The 19,823-nt window shown below is 72.0% G+C and carries 13 protein-coding genes; 5 read left to right on the forward strand and 8 right to left on the reverse strand.

Translation table 11 applies throughout. From position 1 onward, the window contains the following. Positions 1 to 3 precede the first annotated feature (3 nt). The 5 genes from ACY34K_RS25135 to ACY34K_RS25155 form a co-directional block, all read right to left on the reverse strand. The gene (locus tag ACY34K_RS25135; RefSeq protein WP_462750920.1) at positions 4 to 1,746 is read right to left on the reverse strand and encodes a sensor histidine kinase; all 1,743 of its coding nucleotides are present in this window, start codon (positions 1,744 to 1,746) and stop codon (positions 4 to 6) included. 660 nt (positions 1,747 to 2,406) lie between these two features. Continuing rightward, positions 2,407 to 3,477 (reverse strand): zinc-dependent alcohol dehydrogenase family protein, encoded by a 1,071-nt coding sequence (locus tag ACY34K_RS25140; protein ID WP_462750922.1) that lies wholly within the window; start codon positions 3,475 to 3,477, stop codon positions 2,407 to 2,409. A gap of 355 nt (positions 3,478 to 3,832) precedes the next feature. Continuing rightward, positions 3,833 to 6,766 (reverse strand): FtsX-like permease family protein, encoded by a 2,934-nt coding sequence (locus tag ACY34K_RS25145; protein ID WP_462750924.1) that lies wholly within the window; start codon positions 6,764 to 6,766, stop codon positions 3,833 to 3,835. Positions 6,767 to 6,768: 2 nt separating this feature from the next. Beyond that, positions 6,769 to 7,506, reverse strand: coding sequence for an ABC transporter ATP-binding protein (locus ACY34K_RS25150; RefSeq protein ID WP_462750926.1), 738 nt, complete (start codon positions 7,504 to 7,506; stop codon positions 6,769 to 6,771). Between the two features lie 103 nt (positions 7,507 to 7,609). Beyond that, entirely contained in the window at positions 7,610 to 8,785 is a 1,176-nt protein-coding gene (locus tag ACY34K_RS25155) for an MFS transporter (protein ID WP_462750928.1), read from the reverse strand. 313 nt (positions 8,786 to 9,098) lie between these two features. Between ACY34K_RS25155 and ACY34K_RS25160 the strand changes: the two genes are divergently transcribed. From ACY34K_RS25160 to ACY34K_RS25175, 4 genes are all read left to right on the forward strand, one after another. Then, positions 9,099 to 10,784, forward strand: coding sequence for an NADH-ubiquinone oxidoreductase-F iron-sulfur binding region domain-containing protein (locus tag ACY34K_RS25160; RefSeq protein WP_462750930.1), 1,686 nt, complete (start codon positions 9,099 to 9,101; stop codon positions 10,782 to 10,784). Next, positions 10,781 to 13,564 (forward strand): formate dehydrogenase subunit alpha, encoded by a 2,784-nt coding sequence (gene fdhF / locus ACY34K_RS25165; RefSeq protein ID WP_462750932.1) that lies wholly within the window; start codon positions 10,781 to 10,783, stop codon positions 13,562 to 13,564. Before ACY34K_RS25160 ends, fdhF begins: the two co-directional genes overlap by 4 nt. Then, on the forward strand, positions 13,561 to 14,472 hold the full coding sequence (locus ACY34K_RS25170) for a universal stress protein (RefSeq protein ID WP_462750934.1): 912 nt from the start codon (positions 13,561 to 13,563) through the stop codon (positions 14,470 to 14,472). The genes fdhF and ACY34K_RS25170 overlap by 4 nt, the downstream gene beginning before the upstream one ends. A 391-nt stretch (positions 14,473 to 14,863) precedes the next feature. Then, positions 14,864 to 15,529: a CBS domain-containing protein gene (locus tag ACY34K_RS25175; RefSeq protein ID WP_462750936.1), complete on the forward strand. Its 666-nt coding sequence runs from the start codon at positions 14,864 to 14,866 to the stop codon at positions 15,527 to 15,529. Between the two features lie 52 nt (positions 15,530 to 15,581). Here ACY34K_RS25175 and ACY34K_RS25180 read toward each other — a convergent pair whose 3' ends face one another. Next, positions 15,582 to 16,307 carry a hypothetical protein gene (locus ACY34K_RS25180; protein WP_462750938.1) on the reverse strand — a complete coding sequence of 242 codons (726 nt, stop codon included), beginning with the start codon at positions 16,305 to 16,307 and terminating at the stop codon, positions 15,582 to 15,584. A gap of 445 nt (positions 16,308 to 16,752) precedes the next feature. Beyond that, positions 16,753 to 17,151 (reverse strand): hypothetical protein, encoded by a 399-nt coding sequence (locus ACY34K_RS25185; RefSeq protein ID WP_462750940.1) that lies wholly within the window; start codon positions 17,149 to 17,151, stop codon positions 16,753 to 16,755. A 543-nt stretch (positions 17,152 to 17,694) separates the two neighbouring features. Here ACY34K_RS25185 and ACY34K_RS25190 point away from each other — a divergent pair. Further along, positions 17,695 to 18,435, forward strand: coding sequence for a chaplin (locus tag ACY34K_RS25190; RefSeq protein ID WP_462750942.1), 741 nt, complete (start codon positions 17,695 to 17,697; stop codon positions 18,433 to 18,435). 900 nt (positions 18,436 to 19,335) lie between these two features. Here the strand turns inward: ACY34K_RS25190 and ACY34K_RS25195 are convergent. After that, complete coding sequence (locus tag ACY34K_RS25195; protein WP_462750944.1) at positions 19,336 to 19,608, reverse strand: hypothetical protein; 273 nt, start codon at positions 19,606 to 19,608, stop codon at positions 19,336 to 19,338. Positions 19,609 to 19,823 lie beyond the last annotated feature (215 nt).

Genomic DNA, 19,823 nt, shown 5'->3' on the forward strand with positions numbered 1-19,823 from the left:
GCCTCATGCGGACGGGCCGGGGTCCTCGGCGCGCGGCAGGGGCGCGGTCCACAGCAGGCGGGTTCCGCCCTCCGCGCGTCGCCCCACCTCGGCGGTGCCGCCGACCGCCCGGGCGCGATCCTCGATGTTCTTCAACCCGCTCCGGGCGGCGTCCGGAGGGATGCCGGCTCCGTCGTCGGTCACCGTCAGGCTCAGCAGGTCGGAGGTCACCGAGACGTGCACGTCGACGGCCGTGGCCCGGGCGTGCCTGGCCACGTTGGACAGTGCCTCGACGAGCACCGCCACGAGGTGGTCGCCCACAGCCCCCGGTACGCGAGTGTCGAGAAGGCCTTCCACCCGCAGGGCGGGGGCGAAGCCGAGCGATGCCGCCGCGGTCTCCGCGACCTCGGCGATCCTCCTGCGCAAGGACTGGGCTCGGCCGGGTACGGCTTCGTGGGTACGCAGGCCGAAGATCGTCGAACGAATGATCTTGATCGTTTCGTCGAGGTCGTCGACCGCGCGTTGGATCCGCTCCGCCGCCTTCGGGTGCTCTACGAGGCGCCGGGCGCTCTGCAGGGTCATTCCGGTGGCGAAGAGGCGCTGGATGGCCAGGTCGTGCAAGTCCCGGGCGATGCGGTCGCGGTCTTCGAGCAGGGCGATCTCCTCCGCGTCGTCGCGGCGTTCCGCGAGCTCCATCGCGAGCGCCGCCTGCCCGGCGAAATTCATCAGCGGTGCCGACTCCTCGTCGATGAAGGAAGCCCGGCCCTTGCCGCGGGCCAGCACCAGGACACCTCGGACCACCCCGCCCGAGCGGAGGGGAACCGCCACCGCGGGCCCCAGGCCGGCCCATTGGGCGGTGTCGTCGTGCGTGCGTGTGTCGTTCTCGATGTCGGCGCTGGTCACCGGCGTTGACGCGGCGAAAGCGGAGCTCACGTAGCCGTCGCCCTCGGGCAGAATGGCACCGTGGTGCCGTTCGGTGTCCGCGCCCGCCGCGAGCGCGATGCGCAGACGGGGCGTCCCCTCCACCGGGACGGCGATGAAACCGAGGTCGGCCGCCACGTTCCCCCGGGCTCGGTCGAGAATCAGCTCCAGCACCTCCGCCCGGGGCCGGCCGGAGAGCAGGCTGCTGGTCACTTCGGCACTCGCGGCCAGCCAGTGTTCGCGTCGGCGGGCCTCCTCGTAGAGCCGCGCGTTCTCGATGGCGACGCCCGCGGCGACCGCCAGGGTCGACAGCACCACCTCGTCGTCGGCGTCGAACTCTTCGGCACCGCGCTTCTCGGTGAGGTAGAGGTTGCCGAAGACCCTGTCCCTGACTCTGATCGGCACGCCGAGGAACGAGTGCATGGGCGGGTGGTGCGGGGGGAATCCGGAGGACGAGCGGTGCTCCGACAGCTCCGCGAGACGCAGGGGCTCGGGGTGCCGGATCAGCTCCCCCAGCAGACCGTGTCCGGTGGGGAGTGCCCCGATGGCGGCCCACTGCTCGTCGCTGATGCCGACCGGGACGAATTCGGAGAGCATCTGGTCCTCTCCGATCACACCGAGGGCACCGTATTCCGCGTCCACCAGGACGGTGGCGGCCTCGACGATCCGGCGCAGGACGGAGGGCAGGTCGAGTTCGGTCCCGACGGAGAGCACCGCTTCCAGCAGGCCGTGCACCCTGTCCCGCGTGCCGCGGACTGCGTCGATGCGCGCCTTCAGCTCGTCCAGCAGCTCATCGAGCCGGAGCTTGGAGAGCTGCTCGATGGCCCGGGGCTCGCTGTCCTTCATGACGCCTCCGGACGGCTACGACACGACCCCCCGTCCCCATATCACCGTAGGACGTGCCGGGCTCCCCCGCGACGCCTTTACCGCCGCCGGCGGTGACGCCGCCCGCGCCCCTATGTCGTCCCGCGCCACTTCCTCGCGCGGGCCCAGGGGCCTGTCGCGCCGCAGGACGAGCCTCGCCGTTCTTCCGAGGCCGTCCTGCTGGAGACAGCGAGAAACGGAAGGAGCCCATCCACTTCTCGCGGATCCCGATTGCGCGGTGCGCGGCCCGTACCCGCTTCCCCGCGCCTCTTCAGAACTCCTCCCGCCTCTTACAGGCTCCCACCGTGCCGGACGCGGCACCAGAGCCCGAGGGCCCCGCGTGCGCAGCCGTCCGGCCCGGTGCCCCTTGGGCCGGACGGCTGCGCAGCCGCCTGCGGGAACTGCGCTCCCAGGGTCCAGGACCGAACGGACACGTAGGGGGTGTTTCGAAAGTGGCGTCGCCCGCCCGGGAGGCCGGGGCGCCCGGTGCGTGCGAGCGCACGACGGAGGGCGGGGGTGGCTCCCGCGCCGCCAGGCGCAGGGGGGAGAGGGCGCGGCGGGCCGCGCCGACGACCGGCAACGCCGCGCGCGTGCGTGCCAGGCACCCCCGGCCGGACGGGACGTTCGCAACACGCCCCAGGTCTAGCCGGCCACTTCCACCGTGTCGTGCCGGGGGCCGCCGAGGACGACTTTGAGGGCTCCGGTGTCGGCGGCACGGGAGAAGACGTCGTATGCCTCCTCCATCTCCCCCAGTTCGAAGCGGTGCGTGACCAGTGCCGCCGCCGCGGGCAGCCGCCCCGCGGCCATCATGCGCAGCAGCAGCGGCGTGGAGTGGGTGTCCACGAGTCCGGTCGTTATCGTCACGTCCTTGATCCACAGGTCCTCGAGGTGCAGGGCCGCGGGCTTGCCGTGGACGCCGACATTGGCGACGTGGCCGCCCGGGCGCACCATGCGGGTGCACTGTTCGAACGCTTCGGGAACCCCGACCGCCTCGACGACGACATCCGCCCCGAGCCCTTCCGTGAGGTCCTCGACCAGTGCTTCGGGTCCCTCGGCGACGCTCGCCGTCGCGTCCGCCCCCACGGCTCTCGCGGCTTCGAGCCGTGCCTGCGCCGGATCGACCGCGACGATCCGGCGTGGCGTGTACAGCCGGGCGGTGGCGATGGTGGCCAGCCCGATGGGCCCGGCGCCGACGACCACCACCGTGTCTCCCGGGCGCACCTGCCCGTTGAGGACACCGACCTCGTACGCGGTGGGGAAGATGTCCGCGAGCAGTACCGCGTCCTCGCTGGCGACGGAGGCGGGCAGCGGGTGGACGGAGAGGTCGGCGAAGGGCACACGGACGTATTCGGCCTGGGTCCCGTCGATGAGGTGCCCGAGTACCCACCCGCCTCCCCCGCGGCACTGTCCGTACCGGTTCTCCCGGCAGAAGCGGCACCGGCCGCACGCGGCGATGCACGAGACCAGGACGCGGTCGCCGGGGCGCACGGTGCGTACGTCGGAGCCCACCTCGACGACCTCGCCCACTGCCTCGTGGCCGAGAACGGTGCCGGGTGCCACCTCGGGCACGTCGCCCTTGATGATGTGGAGGTCGGTGCCGCAGATGGTGACCGCGTCGACACGTACCACAGCGTCGGCGGCGTCCTTGATCCGGGGATCCGGGACGTCCTGCCAGGATGTCCGTCCAGGCCCGTGGAACACCAGTGCCTTCATGACGTCGTCCTCTCTGCTCGCGCTCTTCTTCCAGCCTCGTCGCGCGGTGAGGAGCGCGCTTGGGCCTATCGGCCCCGGAGCGAGGCCGCCAGGCCCCTACCTCGTCGAGCGTGGGACGAGGGCTGGTGGCGTGGCGACCCCGGCCGGAGGTGCAGGCGACCGGGCGGGCCGTTCCCCCAACGGCGGGTGCGGCCGTCACCGTGCCACCGGGCGGTGACGGCGCGGCCGGAGGGGCCGCGGGACCACCGCGGTCGTCCGGCGGCACGAGCGGGGCTCCGGGCCGCCCGGAGCACGGTCTGCCGCGTCCCTCGCGGCGGCTCGGTCCGCCCGCCTTCCGGGCGAACGCGGTCGCGCGTCACTCGGTGACCCGTACGGCCAGTGCCGGACGAATGGCGGCAGCGCGACGCGCCGGTCCGAAGGTGGCCAGGAGGGAAGCGGCGAAGGTGGCCGCCGCCAGCACGCCGATGCTCGCCCATGCGATGGGGAACCCTCCCTCCAACCCCTCGAACGCGGCGCTGTCGCGATACATCAGCCAGGTGGTCAGCACGCCCAGCGCGGAACCCAGCACGATGCCCTCCACCGCGATGAAGGAGCTCTCCCACAGGAAGGACCGCTGGATGGTCCGGGCCCGGAAGCCCAGCGCCCGCAGGATGCCGATGGTGCGCCGGCGCTCGCGTACGGCTCGGACCATGACGACGCCGAGGCCGGTGACACCGACGAGCAGTCCGAGCGCGAGGAAACCCTGCATGAGGCGGAAGAAGGCGGTGCTGGAGTCGAACTGACGGCGTACGTCGGAAGCGATCGGGGTGGCGACCAGGCTGGACGAGAGGTACTCGCCCTGCAGTTGGGTCGCGAGGACGTCGGGGGACGTACCGGGGCGGGTCCTGATGAGCGCGGAGGCGTTCTGTGCTTCCGCCCCGAAGAGGCCGCGCATGCCGCTCTCTCCGATGACGACGGGATAGACCGTCGAACTCGCTCCGGTACCCGGGTAGAAGACCCTGCCGTTGGTGAGGACGCCGGCGATGACCTTCTGTTCGACGTCGCCGGTACGCGGATTGATCAGGGCGAGCGTGTCACCGGGGTCGTAGTAGTCGCCTCCGGGTCCTCCCGTGCTGCCGAAGAAGGCGTCGATCGCCACGTAGCGCGGGTTCGAGGCGAGCGCGCGCCAGACCGCCGCGTCGTCTTCGAGGCCCGCCAGCCGCTCTCGGAAAGCAATGGTGCCGATCGCTCCGTCCGGCACGCCCACGACAGCGGCGTCCAGGGGCGCGGCGGTGCGCCGGCCGGGGTCGGTGGCACGGCCGGTGGCGTTGAGCAGCGGGGTGACGGCGGCGATGTCGTCGGCCGACGGGCCGCCGCGCAGGCCGGCCGGTAGCCGCTCACCCGCGGCCTGGGGGTTGTAGTCGACACGGAGCGAATATCCCGCGGTGGCGTCGGCGACGGCGCTGTCGACACTGGCGCTGAGGATGCTGGAGATCTCGGTCAGGAGGACGAGCACGAAGACGATCAACGTGTACATCACCAGCGTGGCACCGGTGCGGAACTGTTTGGCGAGGGGATAGGCGATGGCGAGCCGTTTGGCCAGGCCCGACTCCGAGGGTCGTTCCAGAAATCGTCGCACCGGGCCGAGCAGCGTCTTCTGGTTGTTGCTGACGAGGACCACGGCGGAGAAGGCGGCGAGGGCTCCCTGGATGACGTAGACGGACATCGACGGTGTGTCGAAGATGCGGGGACGGACGACCGGGGCCAGCAGGGTCCACACCAGTACGGAGCCCGCGACCACGTTGACGGCCGTGCGCCGGGAAAGGACCCGCAGGAGGGCCGGGGTGGCGAAGGCGATGGCGAGTGCCGGCATCAGGTAGGTCTGTTCGGCCTGGCTGCGGGCCAGCGCCGGGACGGCGGCGAGGGCGCAGAGCACGGCGAGCGCGCTGGAGACGAGCAGGAGCCTGCGCCGCGGTGCGCGCCCGCCGGCCGGCGGAACATCCCTGATGGCGGCGATGATGTTGAACCGGCTGATGCGTACGGTCGTCACGAGGATGGCGGCGAAGGCGATGAGCAGGCCCATGGCCACCCCGTTGAGGATGCTGGTGGGGGTGACGGCGAACACGATCCGGATGCTGCTGCCGCCCACCGACCAGCCGCGGAAGATCTCGGCGGCCACCACGGCGACGCCCCAGCCGACCGCGACGCCGATGGCGATGCCCGGCACGGCCGACAGGAGGGCGTAGGCCGCCCCTTCGAGGGTGAAGGACCCGACCAGGCGCGACCGTTTCATGCCGACCGCACGCAACATGCCCATCTGGGCTTTCCGCTCCTCCCCCAGCATGACGAAGATGTTCACCAGCAGCAGGGAGCCCGCGATGATGCTGAAACTGCCGATCATGAGGAACAGGGCGCCGAGGGAGTCCCCGGCCTGCTGCGCGTCGCGCAACACCGTGTGCTTCGGCGTCTCGACCACCGTCTGTCCGGTGAGGTCGCCGAGTGCACGGCGGATGTCCCCGGTGACCTCGTCGGTGAACGCGTCGCCGCTCTCCACACCACCCCGGTTGGACACGAAGGTGACCGATCGCGGTTCTGTTCCGGCCGCTCGGGCCGCGGCGTCGAGGGCGCCCGGCGGCAGGAAGGCGTCGCGGTTCAGCCTGCCGCCCAGCCCGACGCCTGCCAGCCCCTGTTCCGGCACCACCCGGTCCACGGTGAACGCATGGGGTGTTCCGAAGAGGTAGATGGTCACGGCGTCACCCGCCCCCACGCTCAGGGAGCGGGCCAGTGGCTGGTTGAGCACGACGCCGCCGGGCTTCGGGTTCGGGCCGCCGAGTCCCGGGTCTCCGCCCGCCCGCCCGAATCGGGACGCCTCGGTGAAGTCCGTCTGCCACGCCAGCACGCGGGGTTCGGCGACCGGGTCGCCGTCCGGGCGACTGACTGCCGCGGCCTGCGTGACCCGGGCGCTCAGCACACCGTCGACGTCGGGGTCGGAGGAGAGGCCGGCCAGTCGGCGGGTGACGTCATCTGCCCGCCCGGGCGGGGCGATGACCCGTTCGTCCACGGGGCCGAGTGTCCGGTACGCCTCCTGGCGGACCGAGAAGTTCAAGGTGTCGCCGACGACGAGAGCACCGACGATGATGGCCGTACCGAGTACCGATCCGCTGATCACCAGCGCCGCCTCGGTCCGTCGCCGGACGAGCTGGCGGAAGGCCAGCCGACGGGACACCGGTTGCCTGACCGCGACCGTCAGGAGCGCTCCGAGAGCGATCGCGAGCGCGATGAGCAGCGGCGTCAGCAGATTCGGATACATGATCAGCCCGTGCGGACGTCCGCGTCCGCGGTCTTCGTGGGGCCTCGGCGCTGGATGTCGTCGACGAGGCGCCCGTCGCGCATGCGGATCAGGCGGGGCACACGATCTCCGATGGCGCTGTCATGGGTGACCAGGACGATCGTCTGTCCCTCGTCCTGATTCAGCTCGCAGAGCAGGTCCATGACCTGGTCGGCCATCGCGCTGTCGAGGTTGCCGGTGGGCTCGTCCGCCCAGACGATCGCCGGGCGCCCGGCAAGCGCCCGTGCGATCGTCACGCGCTGCTGTTCGCCGCCGGACATCTCGCTCGGCCGGTGCTCGACCCGGTGGGCGAGGCCCACCCGGTCCAGCATGCCCAGGGCCCTGCGCCGTGCCTCGGCCGGCCGTGTTCCGACGAGCAGCAACGGCAGTTCCACGTTCTCCACGGCGGAGAACACCGGGATCAGGTTGAACGCCTGGAAGACGAAACCCATGGTGCGGGCACGGTGCTCGGTACGTGCGGCGTCCGACATGGCGAACAGGTCGCGGCCCTCGATCTCGACCCGCCCGGCATCGATGTCGTCCAGACCGGACAGGCAGTTGAGGAGCGTGGTCTTCCCGGATCCCGACGGGCCCATGACGCCCACCATCTCGCCCGGGTGAACGACCAGGTCCAGATCGAGGAGGGCGGTGACCTCCACCGAGCCGGTCCGGTAGACCTTCCGCACTCCGGAGGCGGCCAGAAGTGGCTGACGACTGTCCATGTCTTCCATACGAAACCGGGCGGGAGAGCGTCTCCTAGGGCCATGTGGCCCCACACCGGGGGCCGAGCGGCTTCATCTCCGAAAGCCGCTCACGCTCCGCGGTTCACCGGACCGTTCCGGCGTCACCACCGCCCCGCCGGGCCTGGCGCCGTACGAGCGTGGCCGTGAAGAGAGCCGCGCCGGCCGCCGTGACCGCCAGCAGCACGTAACCCCATGTGTAGTCGTCCGCCGCTCCGTAGACGGCCCCCATGACCAGGGGCGGGAAGAAGCCGCCCAGCCCTCCGGCGGCGCCCACGACGCCGGTGACGGAGCCGACGCGCTCCGGTGGCACGAGGCGTGCCACGAGTGCGAACACGGCTCCGGACCCGGTGCCGAGTGCTGCCGCCGTGCACAGGAGTGCCGCCGTCCCGACGGGAATCAGCGGAAGCTCGAAGGCTGCGAGGAGCGCGAAGCCGCACACGGCCGTGTACGCGGTGATGAGCACGGGTACGGGGTGTGCCCGGTCCGAGAGCCAGCCGCCCACCGGGCGCATGGCGACGGCCAGGACGACGAAGCCGGCGGTGCGCAGTGCGGCGTCGGACCGTCCGAGAGCGTAGGCGTTGGTGAGGTACGTGGGCAGGTAGACGCTGAAGGCCACGAAACCGCCGAAGGCCACGGCGTAGAGGAACGCCAGTTGTCCGGTGACGGGCATCCGCAGGCTCGCCACGGTGCGCGTCAGCAGCGAGCCGGCGGGTACGGCCCGGTCGGGTCGGTCACGCAGGAGGAGGTGCGAGGCGACGCCGTACAGGGCCAGGAGGCCGGCCACGACGTCGAAGGGAAACGAGAACGACACCGCGTCGGCCAGTTGCACGGTGGTGAAGGACGAGAGGGCGGTGCCTCCGGTGCCGATACCGAAGATCCCCAGCGCCAGTCCTCGCCGCTCAGGTGGGTACCAGGCGTTGACGAAGGGCACCCCGACGGCGAACGTCGTGCCACCGAGGCCCAGGAAGAACCCGCCGGCCAGCACCTCCGGCAATGAGTCGGCCAGGTGTCCGAGGTAGAGCACCGGCAGGACGGTGAGAACGGAGACGAGCGGGAACATCCGACGCGCTCCGACGCGGTCGGTGAGGGCGCCCACGGGAATCCTCCCGAGCGAGCCGACGATCACCGGGACCGCCACGACGAGCGACTGCTGAAGGGAGGACAGGCCCAGGTCCGCCCGGAGAGTGGGCCCGAGCGGCGCCAGCAGGGCCCACGCCCAGAAGCAGAGCGCGAACCCTGCCGTCGCCAGGGCGAGCATGCGCGCCGGCCGTGAGGACGCTGCCGCGCCACCGGAACGAGGCGTTGACGACCGGCTCAAGGCGGTTCCTCCTCCAGGACGGCGGTCAGGACACCAGCACAGGGCGCACGGTGCCGCGCCCCGCTGACGATGCTCGTGCGTGGCCGGTCCCGGCGGTCGCGCGGCGCGCCGCCACTTCGGGTGATGCGCGTCCCCGCGTGTGCCGGGAGAGCCCCCCGAACAGGGCGGGGCGTTGGGGGACTACCCGCGTGGGCGTGCTCGCGCACCACGGAGCCGGGATGCGCGCGCACCCGACTGTCGCCACGATGAAGACATGGTTCCCGTGGGTCCTGTGCGCCGCTTCGACGCGTTTCGTGCCCTGGCGGACCGGCGTGGCCGGCCGGGAGACCTGCTGCTGGAGTCGCTGGCCGAGGCCAGGGCGGGCACGGCGGACGGCCCCGAGATGTGGGCACCGGCGGTCGCGGCCGGTCTCGGACTGCCCGCGGCCGCCGGGCTCGGACCGGCCGCGTACTACGCGGATCTCGCCACCTCGCACGGCATACGGCACGTCCGGGTCTGCACGGCGGCGGCCTGCTTCGCCGCCCGGGGCGGGCGGCGGCCGTCCGACGTGGAGCAGGCGCTCGGCGTCACCGTGGGTACGGCATCGGCGGACGGCGCGACGTCGGCGCAGGGCGTGCGCTGTCTGGGTTACTGCTACGCGGGTCCCGCCGCGCTCGACGGCGACACCCCCTGCAGCGGTCCGGCGCTGGCCGCGCAGCTGGCCGGTCAGGAGCCCCCGTCGGCCCCGGACATCCCGGTGGCCGACGACACCGGGGATCCCGTCCTGCTCGGCGGCCTGGTGGCCGGCGAGCCCGCATGGCAGGTGTGGCCCCTGACGGTGACATCGGGGGCTCCCGACGACGTCGGGCGGGAAGTGGCGGCATCCGGGCTACGGGGCCGGGGCGGCGCGGGATTCCTGGTGGCGGCGAAGTGGAAGGCGGCCGGCGGGGCGCCGGACACCGTCGTGGTGGTCAACGGGGACGAGGGGGACCCGGGCTCGTACGCCGACCGGCTGCTGATGGAGTCGGCTCCCGCCAGGGTGCTGGAAGGGCTGGCCCTGGCCTGCTTCGCGTGCGGGGCACGCCGCGGTGTGGTGCTGGTGCGTTCGGAGTACCCGCGGGCGCTGTTCCGGATGCGGGAGGCGGTCGGGCAGGCCTACGCCGAGGGGCACTTCGGCCGGTCCGTGCACGGCACGGACACGGAACTGGAGGTCCGGGTGGTGGAGGGCGCCGGATCGTACGTCGCGGGTGAGGAGACCGCCCTGATCGCGAGCCTGGAGGGCGGCCGCGGGTGTGCCCGGCCACGCCCGCCCTACCCGACGCAGCGGGGGTTGTGGGACGCGCCGACCGTGGTGAACAACGTCGAGACCCTGGCCGCCGTCCCGTGGATCGTCGCCCGGGGCGGCGAGGCGTACGCCCTGCGCGGGACTCCCGACGAGACCGGCACGAAGCTTGTCTGCCTGTCCGAGCGGTTCTCCCGGCCCGGCGCGTACGAGGTCGAACTCGGCACTCCGGTGGGCCGGATCGTCACCGAACTGGGCGGAGGCCTGAAGGACGGGGCGGAGTTGGCCGTGCTCCAGGTCGGCGGACCGCTGGGCGGATTCCTCGCGCCCGGCGACCTGGACGTACCCCTGACGGCCGCCGACCTCGACGCCCGGGGCGCCGCCCTCGGCCATGCCGGTCTCGTCGCGTTCGACCGGCGCGTCGCTCCGGCGGACGTCCTGCGGCACGTCTGGGAATTCGCCGCCGCCGAGAGCTGCGGCGCGTGCTCTCCCTGCCGCGTGGGCTCGCGCAGGGGGCTGGAGCTCGCTGCCGGGGACGCCCCGCCGGGGCAGGAGTGGGAGCGGCTGTCGCACGTCCTCGCGGAGGCGAGTCTGTGCGCCTTCGGGCGACGGATCCCCGCCGCCGTGCGCAGCCTCGCCCGCGCCTACGGGGGCAGGCCGGCGGGGTGGTCTTCATGACGGGCATCGCGATCGAGGTCGACGGCGCGGGCGTCGTCGTGCCCGAGGGGGCTTCCCTGCTCGCGGCGGTGCGTGCGGCGGGGGTCGAGCTGCCCGCGCTCTGCTCCGACGACCGGCTGAGCCCGGCCGGCTCGTGCCGTACGTGTCTGGTGCGTGCGGACGGACGGATCGCGGCGGCCTGTGTGACACCGGCGGTCTCGGGTGCCCGGGTGCAGACCGCCACGGCGGACCTCCGGCAGCTGCGCCGGGAAGCGTTGGAGGTCATCGTCTCCACTCTGCCGCCCCGCGCCCTCGCCGACGACAACCCGAGCGAGCTGGCGCACGAGTGCCGCTCGCTGGGCATCGGCCCGGACACCGCCCAGGGCGCCGGAGGCCGGGGCCATGACGACTCCCACCCCTATGTGCACCTCGACCGGGACCTGTGCATCGCCTGCGGCCGGTGCGTGCGGATGTGCGCAGACGTGCAGGGCACGTTCGCGCTCACCCTGGTCGGTCGGGGCGCCGACACCCAGGTCGCCCCCGGCACCGGCGGGCCGTGGGCGGAGTCGGACTGTGTGGCATGCGGCGGCTGCGTGGACACCTGCCCGACCGGCGCGCTCACCGAGCCGGGTCCGGGCCGCGGGCTCACCTCCGCCCATCGGCCGCCGGCGACCCGTACGACATGCGGGTACTGCGGTGTCGGCTGCGCCCTGGACGTCGTCGCCTCCGGTGGTGAGGTCATCTCGGTGCTGCCCGCCCGGGACGGCCCGGTCAACCAGGGGCACGCCTGTGTGAAGGGGCGCTTCGCCCACGGGTACGTGACGTCCCCCGACCGGATCACCCGGCCGCTGATCCGGCGTGACGGCCGCTTGGAGCCCGTGAGCTGGGACGAGGCGCTCGGCCGAGTCGCCCGGGGACTGCGCGGGGCCGTGGACGCCGGCGGGCCGGACGCCGTGGCGGCGATCTCGTCCGCCCGTGCCACCAATGAGGAGAACTATCTCGTACAGAAGTTCATGCGGGTCGTCATCGGCACCAACAACGTAGACAACTGCTCTCGTCTCTGTCACTCCCCCTCCGCCGCCGGTCTGACCGCCTCCTTCGGTCTCTCCGGCGGCACCGACAGCTTCGACGATCTCCAGCGGGCCGACTGCCTGTTCGTCGTGGGGGCGAACCCGGTCGAGGCCCACCCGGTGGTCGGGGCGCGGCTGTTGCGGCAGGTGCTGCAGGGGTGGGCGCGGCTGGTCGTCGCCGATCCGCGCGCCGTGGGCCTGGCCGGGCACGCCGACGTACACCTGCGGCCGCGTCCCGGCACCAACGTGGCGCTCTTCCACGGCCTGGCCCACGTCCTGCTCGCCGAAGGGCTGGCCGACGAGGAGTTCCTGCGGACGAGGGCGTCCGGCCTGCCCGAGCTCACCGAGCTGCTGGCCGACTACCCGCCCGAACGGGTCCACGAAGTCACCGGCGTGCCCCCCGGTGATCTCGTCGCCGCCGCCCGGCTGTACGGCAGCGCCGAGCGGCCCGCGATCGTCTACGGCCTGGGCGTCACGGAGCATCTGCACGGGACGGACGGGGTGCGCTCGCTGGCGAACCTGGCGATCCTTCGCGGGGCCGTCGGCACGGACCGGGGCTTCGGGGTCAATCCGCTGCGCGGTCAGAACAACGTGCAGGGCGCTTCCGACATGGGCGCGCTGCCCGACGTCCTGCCCGGGTACGGGAAGGTCGCCGATCCGGCCGCCAGGGCCAGGGCCGAGACGGTGTGGGGGGCGCCCGTTCCGGAACGGCCCGGGCTGCGCATCCCGGACATGTTCGCCGCCGCACGGGCCGGCGACCTGCGGGCCCTGTGGGTGATCGGCGAAGACGTGTGCGCCACGGACCCGGACGCGAACCGGGTCACCCAGGCCCTGGACGCCTGCCCGCTCGTCATCTGCAGCGAGCTCTTCCTCTCCGAGACAGCCCGCCACGCCGATGTCGTCCTGCCGGCGGCCTCCTGGCTGGAGAAGGACGGCACATTCGTCAATTTCGACCGCAGGTTCCAGCGGGTCCGCCCGGCCGTGCCGCCACCCGGCGAGGCGCGAAGCGACTTCGACATCGTGCGGGCCCTGGCCGAGGTGATGGGGACCGACCTCGGCTGTGCCACTCCGGCGGACGCCCTGGGCGAGTGCGCACGGGTCGCACCCGTCTTCGGCGGCCTCTCGCACGAGCGGCTCGACCGCGAGGGCGCCGTCCCGTGGCCCTGTCCGGACGCCACCCGCCCGGGGGAGGCGAAGCTGTACACGGAGAGGTTCGCCACGCCGGACGGACGGGCCCTCCTGGCCGCGGCCCCCTACCTCCCGCCGGGTGAACAGCCCGACGACGACTACCCGCTGATCCTCGTCACCGGGCGGCGCTGGGCCCACTACAACTCGGGCAGTATGACCCGACGCGGCGGCAACCTCGCCCTCGACCCGGCCGACTTCCTCGACCTCCACCCCGACGACGCCGCCCGGCACGGCGTGCGCAGCGGCACGCCGGTCACGGTGGAAAGCCGGCACGGGGACGCGCGTCTCATCGCCCGGGTCGGCGGACAGACGCCGCCCGGCCAGGTCTTCTGTTCCTTCCACTTCCCCGCCAGCGGTGTGAACCGGCTGACCTCGGACCATGCGGACACCGTGACGTCCTGCCCCGAGTACAAGGTCACCGCGGTACGCCTCACCGCGTCCACCGAAGCCGCTTCCGCAGCGGCAGACCCCGCCCCTCGACGAAGCAGCGGTGCAGGTTCCCAGGAACCCGCCAGGCGGTGTGCTGGAGGAGGCCGATCATGACCGTCAACGTCACCGTCGGACTGGACGGCTCGCCCGAGAGCCACTTCGCCGTGGCGTGGGCAGCCCGCGAAGCGGAACTGCGTCAGTTGCCCCTGCGGATCGTCCATGTACAGGAATGGCCGCTCACACCGGAGGCGCCCCAGCCGGCCGTCCCCTCACAGTGGACGGAAAAGCTGCTGGGCGACGCGGCGGAGAAGGTCCGGCATCGCCATCCCGGTCTGACCGTCACGACCGGCACGCTCATGGGCCGCCCGGGTCCCGTACTCCTTGCCGAGGCGCGGCAACCTGGTGCGATCGAGGTGCTCGTGCTCGGTTCCCGCGGGCTCAGCGGCATGCGCGGCTTCCTCGTCGGGTCCGTCGGCCTGGCCGTCGCCGGTTCGGCGGAGCGCCCCGTGATCCTCGTACGGGCCGGCGACCGGCCGGGCCCCGAGGGGGAACCGCCCGCGGACAGGGGAGGACACGGTTCGTCGACCGGTGCCGGTCCTGTTGTACTCGGCCTGGGCATCGGGGACGTCGGTGGTGCTGACACCCTGCCGGCCTTCGCGTTCGCCGAGGCGGCGCGTCGTGGCTGTGCACTGCGTGTGGTGCACGCCTGGTCCCTGCCCTCCTCCTACGGCTACGCCGAGACCGTCGACCCCGGAACAGGGGTGGAACGGGAAGCGGCCATCACCCACACCCTCGAAGCGACGCTCGCGCCCTGGCAGAAGACGTTCCCGGAGGTTCCGGTCACCGCGAAGGCGGTGACCGGCGCGCCCGGGGCGCAGTTGGTGTACGAATCCGTCGATGCCGCCCTGGTCGTCGTGGGCCGACGACCGCGGCGAGCGCCCCTGGGGCCGCGCCTCGGCCACGTGGCCCATGCGGCGATCCATCACTCCACTGCTCCTGTCGCCGTGGTGCCCCACGGATGAGACACCGGACCCGTCGTCGCCGTCCCACACGCCCACCACCGTGCGCACGCGGAGGGGCCCGGCACCGGATGCGGGCAGACCCGCAGCAGACCGGCGACGCCGCCCGGGCACGGCTCGTCGGACTGCTGAAGCCCACCACGGTCGCGCGGCGGCGAGGCCCGTCGGCGGAGCCTCCTCCCACGCCGTTCGACCGGATGGCGCAGTGGAGCCCCACCGGCACGCCGCGCCGACACGTCGTCGCCTGGACCGGCCGGGCGTTCCACGGTGATCCACCGGCCCCGGCCACCCGGAACCGAGGCCACCGCGTGCCCCGCTGGCGTGAAACTCGCTGCTCTGCGAGGTTGGGGGGACAGACGCCGATTGCCGCCGCGTGAGCCTGGCAGGAGAGTCCATGCACCACCGCCGCATCACCGAGCTCATGACCCGCGACGTCCTCCGGGTGCGCCCCGACACCCCTTTCAAGGACATTGTTCGTCTGCTCACCGACGGCGCCGTGAGCGCCCTGCCCGTGGTGGACGGAGCCGATCGCGTCGTCGGCGTGATCTCGGAAGCGGACTTGCTGCGGAAGGTGTCCGACCAGCCCGACGCCGAAGGCCTGGCTCTGTTGCCCCGGCCCGACGCGTGGGAGCGGGCCAAGGCCGCGGGCGTTCGCGCCGAGGAGATCATGTCCGCTCCGGCCATGTGCGCGCGGCCGGAATGGACCGTGGCGGAGGCGGCGAGGCTCATGGCGGAAAGGAACGTCAAGCGTCTGCCGGTGGTGGACGAGACGGACACTCTCGTGGGCATCGTCAGCCGCAGCGACTTGCTGCGCGTGTTCCTCCGCAGGGACGAGGCGATCCACGAGGAGATCAGCGTCGACCTGTTCCAGCGGACGCTACGACTGGCGCCTTCGGCCGTGAACGTGCAGGTGCGTGACGGCCAGGTGACCCTCGACGGTCTCGTCGAGGCCAAGAGCCTCATTCCCGTCGTCCTGCGGCTGTGCGCGGGCGTCGACGGTGTTGTTTCGGTCGATGCCGATCACCTCGCCTATCGCCTCGACGACGCCCCCGGGGTCTGACCACCGGGTCGGCACGGCCCGGACGATGTGATCGCTCCGCCCACGGCCTCGCCTACGCGGACCGCAATTCGCGAACCCGGGCCCGGAAGACGCGCCAGCGCCTCTCGTTGTCGTGCACCAGCATCGCCGACTCCGCCACCAGATCCGCCGCTCGGTCCAGCAGTTCGGAAGCCGAGTAGAGGTAGGCGGGGGCCGTCCGGTCGCCTGCCAGGTCCTCCCGCAGTGCCGCCGGGGCGAAGTCGACCCGGTCAAGCAGGTCGAGGGACCGTCGCAGCAAGCGCGCGACCAGCGACTGCAGTACGGCCGACTGCCAGTCGTTGGTGATGATCCGGTGCCGCTCCCCGAGCAGGTCGGCCAGCGCGGGATAGGCGGCAAGCGCGCCCGCGAGCCCCCACGCCTGCTCCATCGCCTGAGCCAGCCAGGCACCCGTCTGCTCGACGTCATCGGCGAGCAGCCCGACTTCACGCTTCAGCTTCCGCAGTTCGGGGGGCTCTCCCTCGCCCTCCATGAAGAGCACCCCCGACTCCGCGACGAGCCCGGGGGCGTTCAGGTCCTCCGCACCGGCGAACCCGCCCGCCGACGGCTGCTCGCGCACGACGACGGCGCTCCACCGGTCAGCCAGCGCCTTCAGCACCCGGGACGCCGCCTGCAACTCGCCGGCCTGACGCAACGGCGCCTGCGCGTAGTACTCCTCGTGCTCGCGATGGAACCGCGCGAGATTCTCGATCAGCTGCAGCAGCGACTCAGGAGGGCTGAGCTGCGCCTCGTCCTCGGCCATGCCAACAGTTTGCACCGTCCCCGGTGCACGGACATCGAGCCACGCCCGCCACGACGGAGCCCCCTCCCCGCGGAGGCATACGCCGCATGGGCGACCCGACAGCCTCGGAACGCGCGAGACCGTGCGACCACGGCCGGGGTCGGGGACGGGCTGACCGCGGAGCAGCCCCGCCTTGGCCGGGTCGGCCTTCTGCCTCCGGAACAGTCGTGCCGGAGCAGGGACGCGACCGCGCCGGCAGACCAACACCTTCGCGCCCCGGCGCCGACCATGTCCGGACGCTCGCGCCGACCTCCCCGAAACGCGGCCTGCCCAGTCATTCACGGCCTTGCCGTCCGCCCGTGTCTCCCCCGGCGGACGTCCTCTTGTGACGACATCGGGGATGGGCGCGCGCCAGGCCCGTGGCAGGACGTCGGCCGCCCCAGGGCGCCGGAGCGGGCTCCTGTGGTCAGGCGACGGCCCACTCGGTGTGGCAGTCGTACTCCCTGCCATCGCTCACCTGGCACGAGGTCAGTTCCACTGACCTGCCCTCGGTGATGCTGAGGTTGTACTGGACGGGACCGTAGGCCGCCGGCTGCCCGGGGTAGCGAGCGCCGTTCACATAGGCGACGACACCCTCGCCGTTCGGGACCAGGTCGTTGACCGTGAGGTACTCGCCCCACGCGTCGAACTTCACCGAGTCCACTCTGCCGTCGCTGTCCTCGTGGTAGATGTAGCACGACTTGCCGCCGTCGTCGCCGTCGTCAGTGAAGCAGAACGCCTCCAGGGCGTGGGCGTTGCCCTGCTGCAGCCCGAAGAGAGCCGCAACCGAGGCGAAGACGAGCGCGATACGTCCGAATTTACGCATGTGTTGTCACCTGATTCACTGGTGTTGATCAACTGCGCTGCATCACAGCACACCGCGGCCACAGCTGGGAACCCGCGGGACGGAAGTAACCTCATCGCAACCAACTGCCCGTCCCCGAGCAGCGCACCACCGAGCAGAGTCGCGCTCACAGCACCGGAGGGGCGAACTCGTTCGGCCGGAGGCCGCTGCACGGTCGAGTCGGTGGCAACGTCACGCGACGGCAGTGCCTCTCACGGCACGGACCCCGACACATGGGTGGCTGCCTTCCATGGCTCAGCGGAGCCACGCACGCGATTGCGGAATCCTGTCCAGGAACCTGCGTCGCTTACGGAGGCCTCCACCGGGGTTTTCCGGCAGAAGTCTGAGGACCAGGGCGTGTTTCGAAAGTCCCGTCTGGCCGGGGGCGGACGACGCCACTTTCGAAACACGCCCTTGGTGCCTCTGAGTGGCTTCGAAGACCGGACCCATAACTGATGAAGGTCCCCCTGCGTTCCAGGGGGTGCGGGTGAGTGCCCGCTTCGGTGTCAGGAAGGCAGGGAACCTATGAAACGGGCCAACCGAAACGGTGTGTTCGCCGTCGCCGCCGCGTCCGGCGTGATGGCCATGGCGCTCCCGATGTCCGCCGCCCTCGCGGCGGACGGAGCCGGTGCCGACGCCACGGCGGCCGGCTCTCCCGGACTGGCGTCCGGCAACGCCGTCCAGGTCCCGGTGAACGTGCCGGTGAACATCTGCGGCAACACGGTGGACGTCGTGGGGCTGCTCAACCCGGCCGCGGGCAATGCCTGCGCCAACGGCGGGGCGGCGAAGGCCGACGAGGCGAACAGTTCCGAGACCGGCGGTTCGGAGGGAGGCGATTCGGAGGCCCGCCCGGAAACAAGCGGCGGATCGGTTGCTTCTGGCGGGGCGTCGGCCGAGGGTCTCACTGCGGATTCCCCGGGGCTGATCGCAGGCAATGGCATCCAGCTGCCGGTCGACCTTCCGGTGAACGCGTCCGGTAACAGTGCCAACGCGGCCGGCCTGGGCAACGCGGTTTTCGGGAACGAATCGGTCAACGGCCCCGGCGACGAGCCCAGTCGGCCTTCCAACGCCCCTGCGCCGAAGCCTCGGGCCTTGAAGCCCTCGGGCCTCGCCCCTGTCCGGTCCGACCCACAGACCCCGGACGCGGTGGCACCGATGCTGGCCGACACCGGGGCGGACCTCACAGCGTCCGCCGTTGCCGGCAGCGCAGCGCTCCTCACCGGCGCCCTCCTCTACCGCCGCTGCCGCCCCGCCCACACCCGCTGACCCGGCACCCGGGACCAGGGACCAGGGACCAGGCACACCGCACTCGACACGCACGGGGCGGACAGGGACAACGAGCCGCCGCGCGGCGTAACTTGTGCGGCGCAGTGTCGTTATGAAAGTTGCGTTCCTCGTCGAAACTGGGCCCCGGAAGAAGTGGCAACTTCTTCCGGGGCCCAGTCGTCACGCACGCACGGCCGGAGTCCGGGCCGTCACACAAGCGTTCCTCCGGCATCGGTCGAGTCCCGTGACCCACCCGTTCCGAGGCCGGGCATCGACACCGTCGGCTCCCGATGAGGCCGCCCCGCCCCGGCTGCAGCCGGTCACTAGGCTCCCGCACATACACTGTGATCCGGGATTCGTTTACTCCCGCTGCGACGCGCCCCACGCTGAGCTGCCGATGAACCACACGGCCGAGGCCCCGGCCGTGTGGGCAACAGCGCACGGGGATCACCCTGGAGCGCGTGCGGGAGATCGCCGAAGCCGTGCTCCACGCCACCAGCGACTGGCGGCCGTAATGGCGGACTCACGTCACTCTGGTGTCAGAGAGTCTGGGGCCGCCAGGCCTTGGCTCGTCGAGGTGCACGGGCCACGCGTGTCCGGGCAGGTCGTGCGACTCCGGCGGATACGTGACGAAGGCAGGGGATGCCCCCTGTGAGGATCGACCGGTCTGTGGCCTTCACGATCGATGGGGCATCACCCTGCCGCTCCCGGCCAGGGACGGACGAGTGCCCCTGGGAATCCGCGTGCAGTTGCATCCCGCACCCCGGCCTTCCCTGAAGCCGGTCACGTCGGCCGGGGGTGGTCCGGTGAGGAGTGGACCCCCGGCACGACTCCTCGCCGGAAGAGCTCGAACGGAGCACACACCGGCCTGCTCCGGGGTGCGGGGTGCGGGGTGTGGGGTCAGAGCGCCTGGCTGTTGCAGCCCATGTCCGAACCGAGGTGGCTCTGCTGAGCACCCGGGTTGCCTTCACCATTCACCAGGTTGCCTGCCAGGCCGTTGAGGGCGCCGACACTGCCGAGCACCTCGATGTTCATGTCGTGTGAGCGGCACTCGATGCCCTGCGTGATCTCGAGTTCCTTCTCCATGTCATCGGCGAGGGCGGTGGGCGCGGTGAGGGATCCGACGGTGCCGATGATGGCGCCGACGAGGACTGCCGAGTGAAGCTTGCGCATGACTTCTCCGTGTGGTCGATCGAGGTTCTTTGACAACAAAAGGGTTGCGGGCCGGTCTTTGGACGGGCTGTCAGCCGAGTCGGGGAAGCCCCAGCTGGCCGACGGGGGGTGCCGCGACCTGTCCGAGGCCGACCGGTGACAGCTGAGGTGCGCTCGCCGGCGAGATCAGCGGGCTGATGTTGGGGTTCACCTGCGGATTGACTTGCGGGTTCACC

The organism is Streptomyces sp. STAM6 (assembly GCF_054963715.1).